Annotated in this window: 16 protein-coding genes; 4 read left to right on the top strand and 12 right to left on the bottom strand. The window is 30.6% G+C overall.

Annotation, left to right across the window (positions count from 1 at the left end):
• Positions 1–21: 21 nt before the first annotated feature.
• Positions 22–1,365 carry a YjiH family protein gene (locus ACSYT2_RS16165; RefSeq protein ID WP_430857940.1) on the top strand — a complete coding sequence of 448 codons (1,344 nt, stop codon included), beginning with the start codon at positions 22–24 and terminating at the stop codon, positions 1,363–1,365.
• A 55-nt stretch (positions 1,366–1,420) separates the two neighbouring features.
• Here the strand turns inward: ACSYT2_RS16165 and ACSYT2_RS16160 are convergent, their stop codons facing one another.
• From ACSYT2_RS16160 to ACSYT2_RS16130, 7 genes are all read right to left on the bottom strand, one after another.
• Positions 1,421–2,566 (bottom strand): PQQ-binding-like beta-propeller repeat protein, encoded by a 1,146-nt coding sequence (locus ACSYT2_RS16160; RefSeq protein WP_438385183.1) that lies wholly within the window; start codon positions 2,564–2,566, stop codon positions 1,421–1,423.
• A 184-nt stretch (positions 2,567–2,750) separates the two neighbouring features.
• On the bottom strand, positions 2,751–3,914 hold the full coding sequence (locus tag ACSYT2_RS16155) for a PQQ-binding-like beta-propeller repeat protein (RefSeq protein WP_430857942.1): 1,164 nt from the start codon (positions 3,912–3,914) through the stop codon (positions 2,751–2,753).
• Positions 3,915–4,080: 166 nt separating this feature from the next.
• Positions 4,081–5,754, bottom strand: coding sequence for an FAD-dependent oxidoreductase (locus ACSYT2_RS16150; RefSeq protein ID WP_430857943.1), 1,674 nt, complete (start codon positions 5,752–5,754; stop codon positions 4,081–4,083).
• A gap of 126 nt (positions 5,755–5,880) precedes the next feature.
• A complete protein-coding gene (ahpC, locus tag ACSYT2_RS16145; RefSeq protein WP_430857944.1) occupies positions 5,881–6,444 on the bottom strand; it encodes an alkyl hydroperoxide reductase subunit C in 564 nt (187 codons plus the stop codon).
• Positions 6,445–6,619: 175 nt separating this feature from the next.
• Complete coding sequence (locus ACSYT2_RS16140) at positions 6,620–7,762, bottom strand: MFS transporter (RefSeq protein ID WP_438385182.1); 1,143 nt, start codon at positions 7,760–7,762, stop codon at positions 6,620–6,622.
• 206 nt (positions 7,763–7,968) lie between these two features.
• Positions 7,969–9,672 (bottom strand): ABC-ATPase domain-containing protein, encoded by a 1,704-nt coding sequence (locus ACSYT2_RS16135; protein ID WP_438385181.1) that lies wholly within the window; start codon positions 9,670–9,672, stop codon positions 7,969–7,971.
• Position 9,673: 1 nt separating this feature from the next.
• On the bottom strand, positions 9,674–10,243 hold the full coding sequence (locus tag ACSYT2_RS16130) for a DUF1836 domain-containing protein (RefSeq protein WP_430857947.1): 570 nt from the start codon (positions 10,241–10,243) through the stop codon (positions 9,674–9,676).
• A 218-nt stretch (positions 10,244–10,461) separates the two neighbouring features.
• On the opposite strand from ACSYT2_RS16130, the gene trhA reads away from it, so the two are divergent.
• On the top strand, positions 10,462–11,109 hold the full coding sequence (gene trhA / locus ACSYT2_RS16125; RefSeq protein WP_430857948.1) for a PAQR family membrane homeostasis protein TrhA: 648 nt from the start codon (positions 10,462–10,464) through the stop codon (positions 11,107–11,109).
• 101 nt (positions 11,110–11,210) lie between these two features.
• On the opposite strand, the gene ybaK is transcribed toward trhA, so the two are convergent.
• Positions 11,211–11,681, bottom strand: coding sequence for a Cys-tRNA(Pro) deacylase (gene ybaK / locus ACSYT2_RS16120; protein ID WP_430857949.1), 471 nt, complete (start codon positions 11,679–11,681; stop codon positions 11,211–11,213).
• A 63-nt stretch (positions 11,682–11,744) separates the two neighbouring features.
• A complete protein-coding gene (locus ACSYT2_RS16115; RefSeq protein WP_438385180.1) occupies positions 11,745–13,058 on the bottom strand; it encodes a sodium-dependent transporter in 1,314 nt (437 codons plus the stop codon).
• A 425-nt stretch (positions 13,059–13,483) separates the two neighbouring features.
• Between ACSYT2_RS16115 and ACSYT2_RS16110 the strand changes: the two genes are divergently transcribed.
• Positions 13,484–15,079, top strand: a complete 1,596-nt coding sequence (locus ACSYT2_RS16110; RefSeq protein ID WP_430857951.1) for an ABC-F family ATP-binding cassette domain-containing protein — start codon at positions 13,484–13,486, stop codon at positions 15,077–15,079.
• 42 nt (positions 15,080–15,121) lie between these two features.
• On the opposite strand, the gene ACSYT2_RS16105 is transcribed toward ACSYT2_RS16110, so the two are convergent.
• From ACSYT2_RS16105 to ACSYT2_RS16095, 3 genes are all read right to left on the bottom strand, one after another.
• Positions 15,122–15,907: a Cof-type HAD-IIB family hydrolase gene (locus tag ACSYT2_RS16105; protein ID WP_438385179.1), complete on the bottom strand. Its 786-nt coding sequence runs from the start codon at positions 15,905–15,907 to the stop codon at positions 15,122–15,124.
• Between the two features lie 124 nt (positions 15,908–16,031).
• A complete protein-coding gene (locus tag ACSYT2_RS16100) occupies positions 16,032–17,780 on the bottom strand; it encodes a ferredoxin hydrogenase (RefSeq protein ID WP_430857953.1) in 1,749 nt (582 codons plus the stop codon).
• A 208-nt stretch (positions 17,781–17,988) separates the two neighbouring features.
• The gene (locus ACSYT2_RS16095; RefSeq protein ID WP_438385178.1) at positions 17,989–18,564 is read right to left on the bottom strand and encodes a TetR/AcrR family transcriptional regulator; all 576 of its coding nucleotides are present in this window, start codon (positions 18,562–18,564) and stop codon (positions 17,989–17,991) included.
• Positions 18,565–18,771: 207 nt separating this feature from the next.
• Here ACSYT2_RS16095 and ACSYT2_RS16090 point away from each other — a divergent pair, with 207 nt between their 5' ends.
• Complete coding sequence (locus ACSYT2_RS16090; RefSeq protein ID WP_438385177.1) at positions 18,772–19,659, top strand: phosphatidylserine decarboxylase; 888 nt, start codon at positions 18,772–18,774, stop codon at positions 19,657–19,659.
• The last annotated feature ends 1 nt before the right edge of the window (position 19,660 follow it).

Raw genomic sequence — 19,660 nt, 5'->3', positions numbered from 1 at the left:
ATAATAAAAAGGGGATAGAAAATGAATAAAAATTCAAAATTTCAAATTTCTTCATTATTGAAATTTATTATACCTTCATTGTTAGGTATATTATTATTTATGATACCAATGAAAATTCAAGGAGATTTTACAATTCCAGTAGCTTTTCTATCTAATTACATAGTAGAAACATTTGGTGATTTCTTACCACTTGCCGCTATGATATTAGTTTCTTTATCAGCTATAGGAAGTATATTAATTAAAATAATTAAGCCAAAAAATAGAACTTTAAACTCATTATTTAATGTTACTCCTATTTGGCTTTTAGCTAGAATAATTGGAATGATACTTACAATAATGGTTTACTTCAAAATAGGACCTGAGTTTATATGGTCTGATTCTACTGGCGGCATGGTTTTATATAGCCTATTACCTTTATTAGTTTCAGTTTTCCTATTTGCAGGATTGTTTTTGCCACTATTACTTAATCACGGATTACTAGAATTTGTAGGTGCTTTACTAACTAAAGTTATGAGACCAATATTTGGATTACCTGGTAGATCCTCAATTGACTGTATTACTTCTTGGCTAGGGGATGGAACAATTGGTATATTACTAACTAGTAAGCAATACGAAGAAGGTTTTTATACAAAGAGGGAAGCCGCAATTATAGGTACTTCATTCTCTGCTGTATCAATTACATTCAGTTTAATGGTTATAACCCAAGTAGGTCTTGCTCATATGTTTGTACCTTTCTATTTGACTGTTAGTTTTGCTGGTGTAGTTGCAGCAATTATACTTTCAAGGGTTCCACCACTATCAAGTAAACCAAATACTTATGTTGATGGAAGTCCAGTAAAGGAAAATATAGATTTAATCCCTGATGGATATACTTCATTTACTTGGGGACTATCAAATGCATTAAAGAAAGCTGATAGTAGTTCTAGTATTAAAGGCTTTTTATTAGATGGATTAAATAATGTTATAGACATGTGGTTAGGAGTTTTACCTGTTGTTATGGCTATGGGTGGAATTGCTCTTATGATAGCAGAGTACACAAGTTTCTTCCAAATACTTGGTACACCATTTATTCCATTATTAGAACTTTTAAGGGTTCCTGAGGCAGCTCAAGCATCTCAATCATTAGTTGTAGGATTTGCGGATATGTTTATTCCATCAGTATTAGCTACATCTATTGAAAGTGAAATGACAAGATTCGTAATAGCTTGTACATCAGTAACTCAATTAATATATATGTCAGAAGTAGGTGGACTACTTCTAGGTTCAAAGATTCCTGTAAATTTAAAGGATCTTATAATTATTTTCATTCAAAGAACTTTAGTGACTTTACCAATAATAGTATTAATCGCTAACTTTATATTCTAAGTAAAAAAGTAGCAATCTATTTAATTAGATTGCTACTTTTTTATTTATTTAATATCTATTCAACCTTTCCATCTAATGCATAAAGATTTCCATCTGAGCTTCCAACATAAATAACATCCTCATCCACCATAGGAGAAGAATAAATTGTTGATTCAAACATCTTTAATAAAACTTTTTTCTTTGTACTTAAATCATATCCAGATACAGCACCTGTTTTATTCTTGTAAACATCTCCCGAAGTGAAATACAATATATCCTCCTTTATCGTAGGTTTTGAAAATATATTCGCTTCTCCAAGTAGATTGCCAACTACCTTACCATCATTGTAATTAAAAGCTATTATTTTATGATTATCAGACCCTGGAACATACACTATATCATCTTTAGCTATCATATCTCCTGTTAACCAGGACCCTATCGGCTCTGCATAAGACCATTTTTCACCACCATCATTTAAGCTATATGCTGCCACTATATTATCTCTACCAGAAAAATAAACATAGTCTTTATAGATAAATGCAGCCTGAACAATCTTCGTACCAATACTTTTCTTCCATATAGTTTTTTGTGTATCTAAGTCAATCCCAAAAATATTTCCACTAACATCTCCAATACATAAAATATTATCTTGAATTGCTGGAGTTGTTATGACATCATCACATCCCTCTGCTTTATATTGCCATTGTAGCTTTCCATCAACCTTATTAATACCATATATATCTCCACTTCTATTTTGAAATATAACTAAACTTTTATAAAGAGTAGGAGATGGTGAGTGATAATCGTATCCCCCAGAAAGATCCTTACCAACCTTATCACTTTTATATTTCCATACTTCTTTTCCAGTCTTTGCATCTAATGCATAACAAGTTGAATTACTAGAAAATATCACAGTATTTTCTTCAATAATAGGTGTATTGCTAATCCTTCCGTCACTTTCAAAACTCCAAACTTTTTCATGTGTATTTAAGTCAATAGAGTATAGTTTCTTATCGTTACTACCAAAAATAATATTATTCTCAAACTTTACTGGTGATGATACAATAGGTCCCTCCGCCTTAAAGCTCCATAATACATCAGCTGTCTTTACTTTATCTGTTGTTGTTTGATCTGTTTTTACTTTTTTAGAACATCCTTGTAATAAGGAAAATGCTATAACAGGTACAATTAAAAAACTTACTTTAAAAAATATTTTTTTCACACTACACGCCCCTATATATTCTATACAATTAATTATAATCATGCTTTTTATCTTTGTTCTTCATTGTTACAATTCTGTTATATTATTATTTGATATTACCAATGGCTAAAACATAATTAGTTCTAAATCTATTGAATCCTTCCATAATGTACATAAATACTTACATCTTAGGTCCAAATATAATTTATTCTGTTTTAACATCTATTGCATAAAGTTTTCCGTTTGAACTACCAACATAAAGAACATTATCAATAACTATAGGTGACGAATACATTGGCGACTCAATCATAATTTTAACTACTTTTTTATTAGTACTTAAGTCATATCCTGAAATACCCCCTGATTTGCTATAATAAACATCTCCAGCAGAAAAATACATTATATTATTATCTATATAAGGTTTTGAAAAAATATTTCCTTCCCCCAATAAGCTCTTAACTTTCTCACCAGTATCATATTTAAAACCTATAACATTACGATTATCAGACCCTGGAACATATACTATATCATCCTTAGCTACCATATCACCAGTTAGCCAAGATCTTGATGGATCTGTATATAACCATGCCTTACTTCCATCCTTTATATTAAATACGTCTAAAGTAGTTCCTCTTCCAGCAAAATAAGCATAATCCTTATATACAAAAGCAGCATGAATAATATTCGAACCAGTATTATTACTCCATATAGTCTTTTGTGTATTTAAATCCACTGCAATAGCATTTCCTTTAACATCTCCAATACACATTATATCCCCTTGAATTGATGGAGTTGTCAGAATATCTGAACTTCCTTCAGCTTTGTATTCCCACTCTAACTTTCCAGTAGACTTATTAAGTCCATAAATATCTCCGCTTCTATTTGGAAATATAACTAAATCTTTATAGAGAACTGGAGATGGTAAATGATAATCATATCCATTCAAAGTTTCTTTACCAACTTTGCTACTTGTATATCTCCATATTTCTTTTCCGGTTTTTGCATCTAATTCATAACATGTTGAATTAGTAGAAAATATCACATTATCGCCATCAATAATTGGTGTATTGTTAATTCCTACTCCAGCGTCGAAACTCCAGTTTTTTTCATGTGTCTGTAAATCAACAGAATATAAATTCTTGTCACCGCTACCAAATATAATATCATCATCATATTTTACAGGAGATGATGCAATGGCTGCGCCAGTCTTAAATTCCCATAATATATCTGCTACCTTCCCCTCACTTGAATTTGCTTCACTTTGGGTGGCATCATTTGTTGGCTCCTTCTTCTCTGAACAACCTTGCAAAAATGAAATAGCTATAATGGGTAAAATCAGGAAAATTACTTTTGAAAATCTTTTTCTCATTTTAAGCACTCCTTTATATATTATACTCAACTAATTATAAACGATTTCACCTACCCCTTTCATGATTATTACAATTCTGTTATATTCTGTCTCATTATCATTTGTAAATAAAAAATAGTAGTGCCTAATATAATTAGATACTACTATCTCCTACTACGAAATCATTTTATTTTATAAGTTCCACAATTTCCTCTATTTTCTTCGCACCAAAATAAATTTTTTCATCATTTACAATTACGGCTGGCACACTCATAACTTTAAATTTATCTTTTATTTCTTTAAAGTTAGAAATATCAATCATTTCAACTTCTACATTCTTATTCTCTATAGCTATTCTTTGTGACCCTACTACAACATCTGGACATAGGTGACATGATAATGATACACAAACCTTAATATTTGTATTTTTATCTATTTTTTTAATATCTTCTAATATTTCATTAGAAATTTGCTGTCCTGGACCGCCAAGATTATATATGGCAAGAATAAATGAGTTTAACTCATGGCCCCCTGGTACACCATGGAACTTAACGCCACTATATTCTTTGTTTTCATCCAGAAGAGAAACTATTGGGTATTTATCTGCATTTATTTTATTTTCCATTTCTAAATTACTACCCTTAACATAAATTTCTGCAGTTATCTTTTCTCCTAAATCCGAAATATCTAATACCAAATCTCGTAGTTCTATAGACTTTGCATTACTTTCATCTACTATAGATACAAGAGTGACTTCCCTTTCTAACTTACCTAATACACCCTTAAGCTGAGCTCTCAAAGCATCATTTAACAGCTTACTTTTTCTTGAAACTTCTCCTAAACTATTATCTTTATTACTAACTATATCTTCTTTTTTATCTTGCTTTTTAACAATATACTCTTCTTCTTTTATACCAAGTCTATCTTTTAATTCAATAATATATTTTTCAGCTACAGTTGCTGCTATAGCTCCATCTGAAACAGCAGTAACTATTTGTCTTAATTCTTTTGGTCTTAAGTCCCCTGCAACATAAACCCCAGGCAAATTAGTCTCCATATTTTCATTAGTAATAATATATCCTGATCTATCCAGTTCTAGTATTCCTCTAAATAAATCACTTTGAGGTGCATATCCTACGAATACAAAAACTCCAAAAGCACCATCTTCTTTTTTAGCATGATATTCAAAAGTTTTGCCAGTTTCATTATTAATGAATATGGCATGATTTATCATATCTCCTCCGTTAACTTCAACTACTTCTGTATTAAACTTAACTTCTATCTTTGGATGATTTAATACCTTATCCGCAATTGACTTTGCACAAGTAAACTCCGGCTCTCTTGCTATGACAGTTACCTTCGTTGCATACTTAGTAAGGAATATTGCCTCCTCTGCTGCTGCGAAACCTGCACCAATTACAAATACTTCTAGCCCTTCGAAGAACTGTCCATCACAAGTTGAGCAATAAGCTACACCTCTTCCTGTAAATTCTCCTTCACCCTTAAAACCTAAAGTTCTTGGTGAAGCTCCAGTTGCTATTACTACAGCCCTACCTTTTATTTCTCCTTTATTTGTTTTAAGAATTTTAGTTTCCCCCTTTAAATCTGCATCTGTAACATCTGCAACCATAAAGTTTACCCCAAAGTCTTCAGCTTGATCTCTCATTTCCTTCATAAGCTTTGGACCATTACTATCCCTTGCCCCTGGATAATTTGAAATTTCAAAGGTCTTATTTACCTGACCTCCTAATTCTCCTTTTTCTATAATTAGCGTATTTAATTTTGATCTACCTGCATATATTCCTGTTGAAAGGCCTGCTGGTCCACCGCCTATTATTAATAAATCATATATCTTCTCCATTATTACTCCTCCTGCGCTTTAAAATTTTTATATTTAAATCAAAACATTCTTAAATTATCAGCTTAAGATAGCTTAAGAATGTTTTGATTTAATAAAAGAGTGGATACTCCACTCTTTTATTTTTTATTAAAGTTTACCTATTAAATCTAAGCTTGGTGTTAGTGTTTCCTCACCAGGTTGCCACTTCGCTGGGCACACTTGATCTCCATGTTCTGCAACAAATTGTGCTGCTTGAACCTTTCTAAGTAACTCTTCTGCATTTCTTCCTATTCCATTATCATGAATTTCGTATGCTTTAATTTCTCCCTCTGGATTTATTACGAATGATCCTCTTAAAGCTAAACCTTCTTCTTCAATTAGAACTTCGAAGTCCCTAGCTAACTTTCCTGTTGGATCTGCTAACATTGGATATTGAATTTTTCCTATTGTTTCAGTAGCATCAGCCCATGCCTTATGAACAAAGTGAGTATCTTCTGATATTGAATAAACCTCGCATCCAATTTCTTTGAACTTATCATAATTATCAGCTAACTCCCCTAATTCTGTTGGACATACAAATGTAAAGTCTGCTGGATAGAATACGAATACTGACCAATGTCCTTTTACTGCTTCTAAATCTACCTCTACGAATTCTCCCTTGTGATATGCTTGAACTTTAAAGTCTGAAACCTTTTTATTTATTAATGACATATTAATCCCTCCTGATATTTATTTTCAAATGATATTTTTTATCACTCATCTTATAACTAATAATAATTATTAATTAGTAATTTGTCAACATATTTTTCTAATTTTATTTTTTATAGAAAAAAAAGAGCTGTCCCCCTTACGGTACAGCTCTAAATATCAATAACTATATTATATTTTAATTTCTATTGCTTTTTAATATTTTCCACATTGATAGACTTCCAATAAGCCCAATAATAAAGCAACTTACTATCCCCATCTCTAAAGATACTTCTGACGTAGCACCTATTACAGGATTAATAAAAACCGAGATAAGGCTACCTATCATAGAATAAATAGACAATATAGTTGCTCTATCCTCTTGATCAATAGATTTATTTTTTATATCACTTATCATAGGCATCATTAATGCACTGGCCCCTGAAATAATTGCTATAAATAATATACTTAATCCTGGAGAAGATATAAATGCTAAGGCTCCTGAAGTAATTGATATTATTAAACTAAGCAATAATATTGCCTTTTTTTGTCCAAACTTTTCACTTATCTTATATGACTTAGCTGAAATTAACTTTACTATAGCCAAAAAAGCTAATATTACCCCAAAATATTTTATATCTATTCCACTTTTTATATATTGCTCTTGATTTAAAAATACAGTTATACCCTGGACAATCTCCTCCATTAATGCAAACGTAATTATCAAGATAATGAATTTTTTATTTTTTAAAACCTCTTTAAAACTTTCCTTTATACTTCCCCTATTTTCCTTTTCGCTCTTTACATCTACTAAAAATAAGCTTACCAATAAAGCCGCTAAATAAGGTATTATTGTGAAAAAAGCTGCTAAATCCATAGAAATATTTATAATAAAGCCTGATGCTAGTGATGATAGTAAAAAGCCACTGTTACTATAAAAATTATATTTTCCAAAAACTTCCTCACTATTATCTTCTTTATCTATAGAGAGGTAAAGTAAAGCTGAATCGCAGCCTGACAATCCAGACAAAGCTATTGCTAGTAAAAATCTTTCTAGTAAAAATAGTTGGAAACCTGCTGCCCTCCAAAAAATTATCTTTGATATAAAAAATATAAAGTTTGATATAACTAAGGTATTTTTATAACCAAATCTATCTGCGAACCATCCCCAAGGGACTTCTAACATAATCATTAATACAAAAAATATAGATTCAATTATGAAAACCTCTGATATGGATATTCCTCTTGTCTCTCTATAAATAGTTGCAATAGACCCATAAAAAACAAAACCTTGTAGAAAGACTATAAGGTACATTAAATGTACATTTTTATTCTTTTCCAATTTAATCAACTCCTAAATTATATGACAAATAAACCTACTTAAAGGCCTATTAAAATTATAAAATTTATTAGTTGTTAAATTGGTCTAAACATGTACATCCCTCACTTTCAATTTCCTACCAATATCTTACTATATATTATAACTTTTTTAAATAAATCTAATTAATAATACGAGTTTTATTTAATCCTAATATCCCTCTATACATTCTATCCCAACTTAAGTTTTCTATATCTATTAAAAGTAGCCATTATCTCTTGTCTTCTTGGCATAGCCATATTACCTGTACCATTTCTAGTACCACATACTGATATAAGCCCCTTGCTATTTATCTCTTTCATTATCCTGTCTGTAACCTCTATTAAATTAGATTTACCATCTACAGCATTCTCTTCTGCCCATCTCATAATATCACCTATTGCAGTTACTTGTCCGCTATCTACAATTTGTTCTACTGATCTTAAATCTATATCTTCTCTATTGATACTTAATCCATCTATCCCTAAGGTTTTGATTTTAATTCCCTTAGGTCCCTTTTCAATACTTCCTTTCCTTACTTTCCTATTGAAGCCTATATTAATATCAATATTTCTATCTTCAATTCTTTTAAGTATAAACCCTTTACTTAACTTCTTAGCTTCTTCTGTTACATCTTTTGGCTCATATGAATCCATTTGAATAACTGTATTCGCAATATCAAAATAATCACCAGAACTACCTACAACTATAATTGTTGAGATTCCCCTCTGTTCATATAATCCCTTAACTATTTCAATAAATGGAGTTATTGGTTCTTTTTCTCTAGAAACTAAACTTTGCATTACATCATCTCGTATCATGAAATTTGTGGCTGATGTATCTTCATCAATTAAAAATATTTTAGTTCCAGATTCTATTCCTTCAACTATATTTGATGCTTGTGATGTGCTTCCACTTGCATTTTCGCTTGAAAAACTCTTTGTTTCTTTTCCATTTGGAAGATTGTTTATAAATAAAGATATATCATTTTTATGAATGACTCTACCATCCTCAGCCCTAACCTTTAATGCAGTTTCATCCGTTATAACAAATTCCCTTCCATCACCTTCTATATGGTTGTATACTCCAAGCTCTAATGCCTTAAGTAATGTAGATTTACCATGGTATCCTCCACCTACAATAAGAGAGACTCCCTTTGGAACTCCCATTCCTATAATTTCTCCACCATTTGGTCTATTAAATGTTACCTCTAAACTCTTAGGAGAATAAAATTTCTTTCCATCTCTAAGTGGCCTAGTTGAAACACCACTTTCTCTAGGTAATATAGATTCATTCGCTACAAAGGCAACTAGTCCTCTTTTATTAAGTTCCCCTCTAATAAACTCCTGATCTTCTACTAGCCTAACTCTATTTATTAGCTTATTTTTATTTATATTGTTATACATTACTGAATTCTCAATAATCTTAGGTAAGAATTCATATAATATTTTTTCTAACTCCTTTGCAAGAACACTTCTACCTCTAGCTGGGAATCCAACTTCAATTCTTACACTAACTGATTTATCATCTACTATTATTGATGTTCTATCTAAGATTTCTTGAGGGCATCTACTTATAGATATTAAACCACTCTTTCCAGAACCAAATACCTTTTCACTGAAAGTATTAATATTCTTGTAAAATAATCTAGTTAAAAAATCTTGAACTGCTATTCTCTTATAATCTTTATCAAATAACTCTCTAGGTATTTTAGCTACCTTTTGATCTATTATTATTCTAACTCTTGAAGGTGCTGCAAATGGGTCACCTTGTACATGATCTATTGATAATACATAGTTATTAAAATCATATTGTCCCTCAAGATTCTTATAGGATTTATACCCTCTTCCATCTATACTATATAAATCTTTTCTTAAATCATTTAAATTTTTCATTCTATTCATCACCCTCTGCAAATAATTCATCAATTAATTTTTCGCCCATTCTTCTATACATGTTACTCATGGATATCATGGATCCTATAAGTAAAAATTTTTCTTCGAATTCTTTATTATTAAGATTATTTATCTTATCAATCTTACTATCAACAGATTTCTTAAATACATCCACATCTTCTTCATTAATCTTTTGATATGTATTGTATAAAGACCTTAAATCGTATTCCTCTTCCTTCTCATATTTTTTTACTATATTATCTAGTAAAAGTTTAATATCACTTATTGATAAAGCGCCCTTTAAATCACAAATTAAACTAATCAGTATTAAATGCTCTTTTGAATATTTCTTATTTTTTATACTCATTAATAATTTTGCTTTTGCATAATTATTTACCATGGTTTTCGTCAATACCTTATCTTCATCTTTACGCTTTCGTCCCGATAACTTACTCTCAAATAGCTGCACTACTTGATCCATATATAAATCAATTTCTGGTATATCATCTAATATAATTTTTTCCTCTATATTTAATTTTTCCATTAATGTTAATATATCTTCTTTATTCATAGGTCAACTCCCAATCTAGTTTTAAAAACTATATATTGTATTGTATACATTTAATATTAATAGTATTCGTGAGATATTTCAAGAAAAAGGAATAAAATAATCTATAAAAGCCTAAAATAGTTTTTTATAAGGTTTGACTTGACTTGAACTATATAAGATAATTTCATTATAACAACATCTAGTTTTAAAAACTAGATGCTTAGTTCGGAGGTGTATTTATGGAAAAATATCTAAGAGAGCCTATAAATGGTTTAACTCATTTAACAGGTGCTATTTTATCACTAATTGGTTTTATTGCAATGCTAGTAAAAGTCTCTTTCATTGGAGGATCTTTAATTGATTATGCTTCAATTATTATGTTTGGTATTGGTATGATCCTATTATATAGTGCATCGGCAACATATCACTCAGTCATATCAAGTGAATCAGTAATTAAAACCTTAAAAAAGGTAGACCATTCTATGATCTTTATTCTTATTACTGGCTCTTATGCACCACTTTGCTTAGTTGCTTTGCATAACACTGCTGGATATATTTTATTCTCAGCTGTTGCCATAGCAAGTTTAATTGGAATTGTATTTAAGATTTGTTGGGTTACATGCCCTAAATGGGTAAGTAGCGTTATATATATTGGAGTAGGATGGTTTGCAATTTTTGCTATCTATCCACTATCTAAAGTACTTGCTACTCCTGGTTTAATTTTGCTTGTTCTAGGAGGAGTTATGTATACAATTGGTGGAGTAATATATGCTCTTAAATCCAAGAAAATCAGAATAGGAGCCTTTGGTGGCCATGAGATTTTTCACATATTCATAATGCTAGGAACACTATGCCATTTCTTCTGTGTTTTTAGTTATGTATTATAATTTGCCTACTCTTCATTAAATAAGGAATCTCATTAATTCCTTTTAATGAAATAAAAAAGAAAGCAAAAGTGCTACCTCCATTGCCTTTTGCTTTCTTATTTTTATGCTGTTATATTTTCAAACTTTGCATTTATTATCTTAGAAATTTCCTCTGGATCAGCCTCAATCTGCAATCCAATCTTGCCTCCACTAAATATAATCTTGTCTATATCCTTAGCTGTTTCATGAATAAATGTCTTATAAAGTTTTTTCATAGCTAATGGTGAACATCCACCTCTAATATACCCTGTAAATTTATTTATATCTTTAACATGTATCATTTCTACTTTCTTTTCTCCAGCTACTTTTGCAGCTTTTTTTAAATCAAGTTCTTCTGCTACTGGTATTACAAATACATAGAATTCCCTAGAATGTCCTTGTGCTACTAAAGTCTTAAAAACCTTATTAATATCCTGACCAAGTTTATTTGCTACAGCTACTCCATCAATCTGACCATCTTTACATTCATAAGTATGTACATCATATGCTATCTTAGCCTTATCTAAAGTTCTCATTGCATTAGTTTTCTGCATAAAATAACTCACCTCTTAAAATCATTCTTTCATATTTTATATAATACCATAATTTATCTTTTCTTAACCAATTCCACCATATATAACCCCAAGAATTATTACTGCTATAGTTATTACTACAAACGCATATTTAGCAAATAATATAAAGCTTTTACTGATAGGTTTACTTGCTCCAGTATTTATTTCTACAAGAGCTTTATCAGTTCCATGCATGTAGTAAAATGCTACAAATACTATTAAAGCAGCTAGTGGAGATACGATGATAGTAATGAAGTTTGTAAAATTATCAAATCTAGTCATACTTAAATTTAATGGAATTGATAATAAAAATCCAATTAGTGAAATTATTATTGCTGATTTCTTTCTACTAAATTTTGTTTGGGACATAAGTGCTTCAACAGGACCTTCAAGCATATTAATTGAAGATGATATTGCTGCAAATAATAGACTTAAGAAAAATACAACCTCTAATATATTTCCACCTGGCATTGACTCAAAAATAGTTGGCATTGTTATAAATAATAGTGGTGGCCCTGCCATTGGATCTAATCCAAAGGCAAAAACTGCCGGCATTATAACAAATGATGCAAGTAATGCTGCCAATGTATCTAATATAGCTGTACTTAGTGCAGACCTTGGTATATCAACATCCTTCTTAATGTAGCTACCGTAAACAACCATCCCACAACCATTTAATGAAACTGTAAAGAACGCTTGTCCCAACGCCATAACCCAAGTATTTGGCTTAAGTAAAAATTCCCACTTCGGTGTTAATAAATACTTAACCCCCTCCATTGCTCCAGGTAATGTTAGTGACCTTATTGCTAATAATATAAATATCACAAATAAAGCTGGCATTATTATACTATTAATCTTTTCTATACCTTTAGTTACTCCAACATATACAATAACTAGAGTTAAAGCTATTGCCGTAAAATTCCAGACTATTGAACTACTACTTCCTGCAAAACCATCAAAGAAGCTATTGATATTTATAGATGATATCTCACCTGTCACACTCATTTTGAAGTATTTTAATATCCATCCTACTACAATGTTATAGAACATAAATACTCCAGCTAGTCCTATAACAGGAATTAATGCAACTGCTAAGCCACCTTTTTTCTTCTTCTCCTTAAATATAGTTCTAATCCCAGTCATTGATCCACCTTTAAACTTTCTTCCAAAGGCAAATTCAGTTACTAAACCTATTGATCCTAATAATAATACAAAAATGAAATATGGGATTAAAAATGCAGCTCCTCCATTTTGACCTAATCTATATGGAAACATCCATATGTTACCCAATCCCACTGCTGCTCCGATGCATGACAGAATAAAACCTGTCCTGCTCTTAAAACTTTCTCTTTTCTCCATTCTACTGTCCTCCTATGTTTTATGAAAATAATAAAACCACATAGTATATATAACTATGTGGTAACTTATCTTTACTAACAATACTACACCCACATAGTGATATCTACGGGGTTCCTTTTTGAGAATACCAAAAAGCCTTAACCATCATAGATACAAACCAAAGTTTCTTATCGGCCTGCATCTATAAACTATAAATACAAGCTCTATCTATAATAGTTAAAGTAATATGCTTTATTAAATTGTGCTATTTTTAAGCTCATGCATATCATAATTACTACTCTCCAATAATCAATTTTATTAATTCTAACACTTAATTGCCAAAATTGTCAATAAAGCACCACAATAAAAAACTATCCCTGTCGATTATAACTATATTCTATGGTATAATATTTGAATGAATACTATATGAAATGAGGTAGAAATTATTGATAACTGTTTCAAACGTTAGCTTAAGATATGGCGGCCGTAAATTATTTGAAGATGTAAACTTAAAGTTTACTCCTGGTAACTGCTATGGTGTTATTGGTGCAAATGGTGCTGGTAAGAGTACATTCCTAAAAATTCTTTCAGGAGAAGTTGAACCAAATACCGGAGAAGTTATATTAGCTCCAAATACTAGAATGTCTGTTTTAAAGCAAGATCATTACCAATATGATAATTTCCAAGTTCTTGAAACTGTAATTATGGGTAATGAAAGACTATACCAAATAATGAAGGAAAAAGATGAATTATATGCTAAGCCAGATTTTTCTGATGAAGATGGTATAAGAGCATCTGAATTAGAAGGTGAATTTGCTGACCTTAATGGTTGGGAAGCTGAATCTGAAGCTTCTTCATTATTACAAGGTCTAGGCATAGGTACTGAATCTCACTTTAAGAATGTATCAGAACTTACTGGTTCTGAAAAAATTAAAGTTCTTTTAGCTCAAGCTTTATTTGGTAATCCTGGCGTACTAGTTCTAGACGAACCTACTAACCACTTAGACCTTAAAGCTGTTAATTGGTTAGAAGACTTCTTAGGAAACTTTGAAGGAACTGTTATAGTTGTATCCCATGATAGACACTTCTTAAATACAGTTTGTACTCAAATGGCAGATGTTGACTTTGGTAAGATCAAGATTTATGTAGGTAACTACGACTTCTGGTACGAATCAAGCCAATTAGCATTACAAATGTCTAAGGACCAAAACAAGAAGAAAGAAGAAAAGATTAAAGAGCTTCAAGACTTTATCGCAAGATTTAGTGCTAATGCTTCTAAGTCTAAGCAAGCTACTTCTCGTAAAAAGTTATTAGATAAAATTACACTAGATGATATCCAACCATCAAGTAGACGATATCCTTTCGTAGGATTTAAGCCTGAAAGAGAGGTTGGTAATGATATATTATCAGTTAAGAACCTTTCAAAGACAATTGACGGAGTTAAAGTTTTAGATAATGTAAGCTTCTTACTAAATAAGAATGATAAAGTTGCTTTAATAGGTAATGAAATCGCTGTTACTACATTATTTAAAATTCTTGCTGGGGAAATGGAACCAGATTCAGGAGAATTCAAGTGGGGAATAACTATTACAACTTCTTACTTCCCTAATGATAACTCAGAATTCTTTAATAACTGTAACTTATCACTAGTTGATTGGTTAAGACAATACTCTGAAGAAAAAGCTGAAAGTTATATTAGAGGTTTCTTAGGTAGAATGTTATTCTCAGGAGAAGAAGCTTTAAAAGAAGCTAATGTTCTTTCTGGAGGAGAAAAGGTTAGATGTATGTTATCTAGAATGATGCTTTCAAATGCAAATGTATTAATGCTAGATCAACCTACTAACCACTTAGATCTTGAATCAATTACAGCTGTAAATAATGGATTAAAGGACTTCAATAGCAACATATTATTCGCTTCACATGACCACCAATTCATTCAAACTATAGCTAATAGAATTATTGATATTAAAGATGATGGATCTATTGTTGATAGATCTATGACTTATGATGAATATTTAGAGTTCTCTAATTCAAATAAGTAAAATAAAAAGAATGTGTAAACTATAAATTTACACATTCTTTTTCTATTCTAATATTTTATTTACCACTTCATAAACGTAATCTATTTTATTTTTAGCATGCTTCTTTACCTTATCTTCTGCATGATTAAAGGTATAGCTGTTCTCTGTAATATTAAACATTGATATATCGTTAAAAGAATCTCCAACAGTAAATAGTGAATCTTCCTTCTTGTTCTCTATCTCTAAAATTTTAAGTAATCCTGCTCCTTTAGAGCATCCTTTAGGAGCTATATCAACGAAATATTGATTTCTATATACTTCTACATAATCTCCGTATTTATCTTTTATTTTATTCTTAATCTTTTCTGCCTTCTCAACATTCTTATCTGTTGCAAAAACACTTACTATTTTATAATTATCTTTCATATTCATTACAGTAGCTACATCTACTTTATCTGAAAAATAATCAAACATATCTAAAATTTCAGATTTATCTACATTGTGGTTGTCCACTAATATAGTATTAGTGGAGTTATCTAGATATATTAATATATTTCCGTAATCATAAAACTCATTAACTATTTTCTGAGCAATCTTACTTGGAACCCATTCATCTAAGACTATTTCATTATTCCCGTCTATTATTAATCCACCATTGCATAATAACAAATAGTCATAATCTATATCATAATTATTAATTAATTCTTCAACACCTTTATAAGATCTTCCAGTTGAAATAATAAATTTATGACCTTTCTCTTTAAGTTTACTAATAGCCTTGATATCATCCTCATGAATCCTATTTTCATGAACTAAAGTACCATCTAAATCACTAGCTAAAAATCTCATCTCTCCACCTCTTTTGTTTATTACATATTATATAATATCATAATAAAATAAGGATACAAGCCCCCATGAACTTGGTACTATTGCACTTAATTCATGTTTTCTTGTATCCTTATCATTAATTCACTTAAATAACTTCTTCAGATTCTGATTTTTTCTTATATTTGTAATGAAGTAATTCATGAGCTTTGCCACGACCTGGTTGACCCATATAAGTATCATACATCTTATTTAACGCTACATTTTCATGTGACTTTCTCTTAGCTAGATTCTTATCTTGATTATAAAGTACTGATGCTCTTACCGTTCTTATATCAATCTTTTCTACATCAAGATTATTAACATGAGGTTGACCACCACCATTAACACATCCACCTGGACAAGCCATTACTTCAATAAAGTGATATTCCTTATTCTCCATTCTTCCACTTTCAATGAATTCAAATAAGTTTGCAGAACCATTTATTACTGCTACATTGTAATCATTTCCGCCTATATTAACTGTAGCCTCTTTAATTCCCTTTAGTCCTCTAACTTCTGTATAATCTATTTTATCTAGTTCTTCCTTTTCAACAAATTCCTTTGCTGTTCTTATTGCTGCTTCCATTACTCCACCAGTTGCTCCAAATATAGCTCCTGCACCAGTATATTCTCCCATGGCTGGGTCTACTACTCCATCTTCTAACTTAGCAAAGTTAATCTTAGCATCTTTTATCATTTTAGCTAATTCTCTTGTTGTTATAACTGCATCTATATCTCTTAGGCCATTTTGTTCCATATCTGGTCTATCTGCTTCAAACTTCTTTGCAGTACAAGGCATTATTGTTACTGTAAATACATTTTTAGGATCTATACCTGCAACTTCAGGATAATATGTCTTACTTGCTACCCCAAATATTTGTTGTGGAGACTTAGCTGATGATAAATTTTCTAAAAGATTTGGATAATAATTTTCAACTTGTCTTACCCACCCTGGACAGCATGAAGTAAACATTGGGAATGGTCCATTCTTCTCAATTCTATCTATTAATTCAGTTGCTTCTTCCATAATAGTCATATCAGCACCAAAGTTAATATCGAATACCTTGTCAAAGCCTAATTCTCTTAATGATGTATATAACTTTCCAGTTACATCTACACCGTAACCCATCTTGAATAATTCACCCATGGCTGTTCTAACAGATGGTGCCATAGCTACAATAACATGCTTTTCTGGATCTGCTAAAGCTTCCTTAACTCTATCCATATGAGTTTTTTCTGATAATGCTGCTACTGGACATGCTGCAACACATTGACCACAAAGTAAACAGTTTGTATCATCAAAACATTTTTGATCCTCAGTAGTTACTATTCTTTTTCCATCTACATTAGCTAATTTAATTGAACATGTTCCTGTCTTCTCTTTACAAGCTGCTTGGCATCTGCCACAAAGGACACACTTAGTTCTATCTATAACAATAGACTTACTTCTTTCATCCACATATTCAGATTTATCTTCTACTACAAATGGTACAGCTGCTTTTCCTTTTGTCTTTATAACTAACTTTAATAACTCGCAGTTTTCTCTTCTATTACATGGTCCACATTTAAACTCATGCTTATTTAGTATAGTAGATACTCTTGATTTTACTCTTTCTTGTACCTTTTCAGTATCAGTTCGTACTTCCATACCTTCTTCAACTTTTGTCAAACATGCAAGAGCTAAATTAGCTTTCCCTTCAATTTCTACAGCACATACTCCACACTTACCAACATTGCTACATTCCTTTAAGTAACAAAGACTAGGTATATCTATTCCATTTTGTCTCGCTGCATCTATTATAGTTATTCCATCTTCCACCTGTAATGCTTGTCCATTAATGATAACATTTTTCATCTATCATTTACCTCCACAACTTTCAAAGTAATATCTATACAACTCTCTATTGAGATTTAACGTACTTTAATTAGTTTAACATATAAATTCGGATAATTTACCATTTTCAGAAAATTTGTTAATAATTTATCAATTCTTCTTCTTATCTTATTCTAACTCCTATTTTTAATTGATTCAAGCTAAAATAAAAGGTAAATATTCATATAATTTATGAAGTCTGTAACCCAATTCCTCTTAACGTAAATTCTAGAGTTGTTTCTATTACACTTTCTATATTTTCTATTTCAGAGTTCAGCATATCGTAAATAGCTGCTGATGTAAAACAACCAAAAAAAGCATTCGCTAATATGGATGAATTACTTTCACTAATTAATTTTTGATCTATTGCATCATCTATTATTGTCTTAATATCTTTAATATATTCATTAATAATATTTCTTAAATTTTCTTGTCTTTTCTCAGACCCCCACAATTGACTAAGGATTATCTTTGAAAAATCCTTATTTTTATATAGATAATTCAATTGAATTCTACAAATCCTTTTTAATTTATTTATAGGACTTAGATTTGAAACCTTTGTCTCATAGATGTCTTCTTTTAACTTATTAATTCCATCTTGGACTATATAGTTAAATATCTCTTCCTTACTATTGAAATTATAATATAGTGTCCCTTTTGCAACTCCAGCCTCTAATGCGATATCATCCATGGTAGCCCCTTTATATCCATCATATGAAAATATCTTAATAGCACCATTAGATATAGCCTTCTTTGTTTTATTCATTTCTCCTTGCCCCCATAATTACTTATTTTTAATATAAATAGTATTATATCATTTTGCATAAATTAAAACTATGTAATGACCTATAACATTTTTATATGTGTGTATTTACTTCTGCCCCAAATATTAGGGTAAATATTATGTACTATAGACTTTCTTTCGGATATACCATAAAATATTAGTATTATATAGAGAACTTGTGAGGTAATTATGATAAATGTTTTTAACAGAAAAACTAACACTTATGAAGAAGAAAAGGTTGCTGGTGCTAAATACGTTAATTGGTGCTATGAATCCCCTGTTGGCAAAGGCTTAACTGAACTTATAGTTAAACGTAAATTACTTTCAAAAGTCTATGGGCGCTATTGCGATACTAAAATGAGCACTAAAAAAATTAATGCCTTTATAAAAGAATTTGATATTGATATGAATATGGCTGTAAAGAAAATAGATGATTTTACTTCCTTTAATGACTTCTTTATAAGAGAACTCAATGAAAATGCTAGACCTATAGATATGGACCCATCAGCTTTAATCTCCCCTGGTGATGGTAGATTGTTTGCCTACGATAATATCTCTATGGATAAGCTTATTCAAGTTAAGGGTATTACCTATAGCCTTTCAGAATTACTTGGAGATGATGAAATTGTAAAGGAATATGATGGTGGAATCTGCTTAGTTCTTAGACTATGTCCAACAGACTATCATAGATTTCACTTTGTAGACTCAGGTATACCTAGTGCTAGTAAATTTATTGACGGTTCTTACTATTCAGTTAACCCAGTTGCTTTAGAACGAATACCAAAGCTTTATTGTCAAAATAAAAGAGAATGGTCTGTTTTTAAATCCGAGAACTTTGGAGACATAATTCATGTTGAAGTTGGTGCTACATGTGTTGGTACTATAATACAATCCTATATCCCTGGCACTAAGGTAACTAAGGGTAGTGAAAAAGGCTACTTTAAGTTTGGTGGTTCTACTACAATTCTTTTCTTTAAGAAGAATACAGTAGAAATCCATGAAGATATACTAACCCAAACCTCTTTAGGTTTTGAATGTAAAGTTCTACTAGGAGAAACTATCGGATGTAAAAAATAAA

The organism is Clostridium zhoujianii (assembly GCF_051590805.1).
Lineage (GTDB): Bacteria > Bacillota > Clostridia > Clostridiales > Clostridiaceae > Clostridium.
The sequence above is the reverse complement of the archived record's forward strand: the minus strand, read 5'-3'. Positions and strand labels throughout refer to the sequence as shown.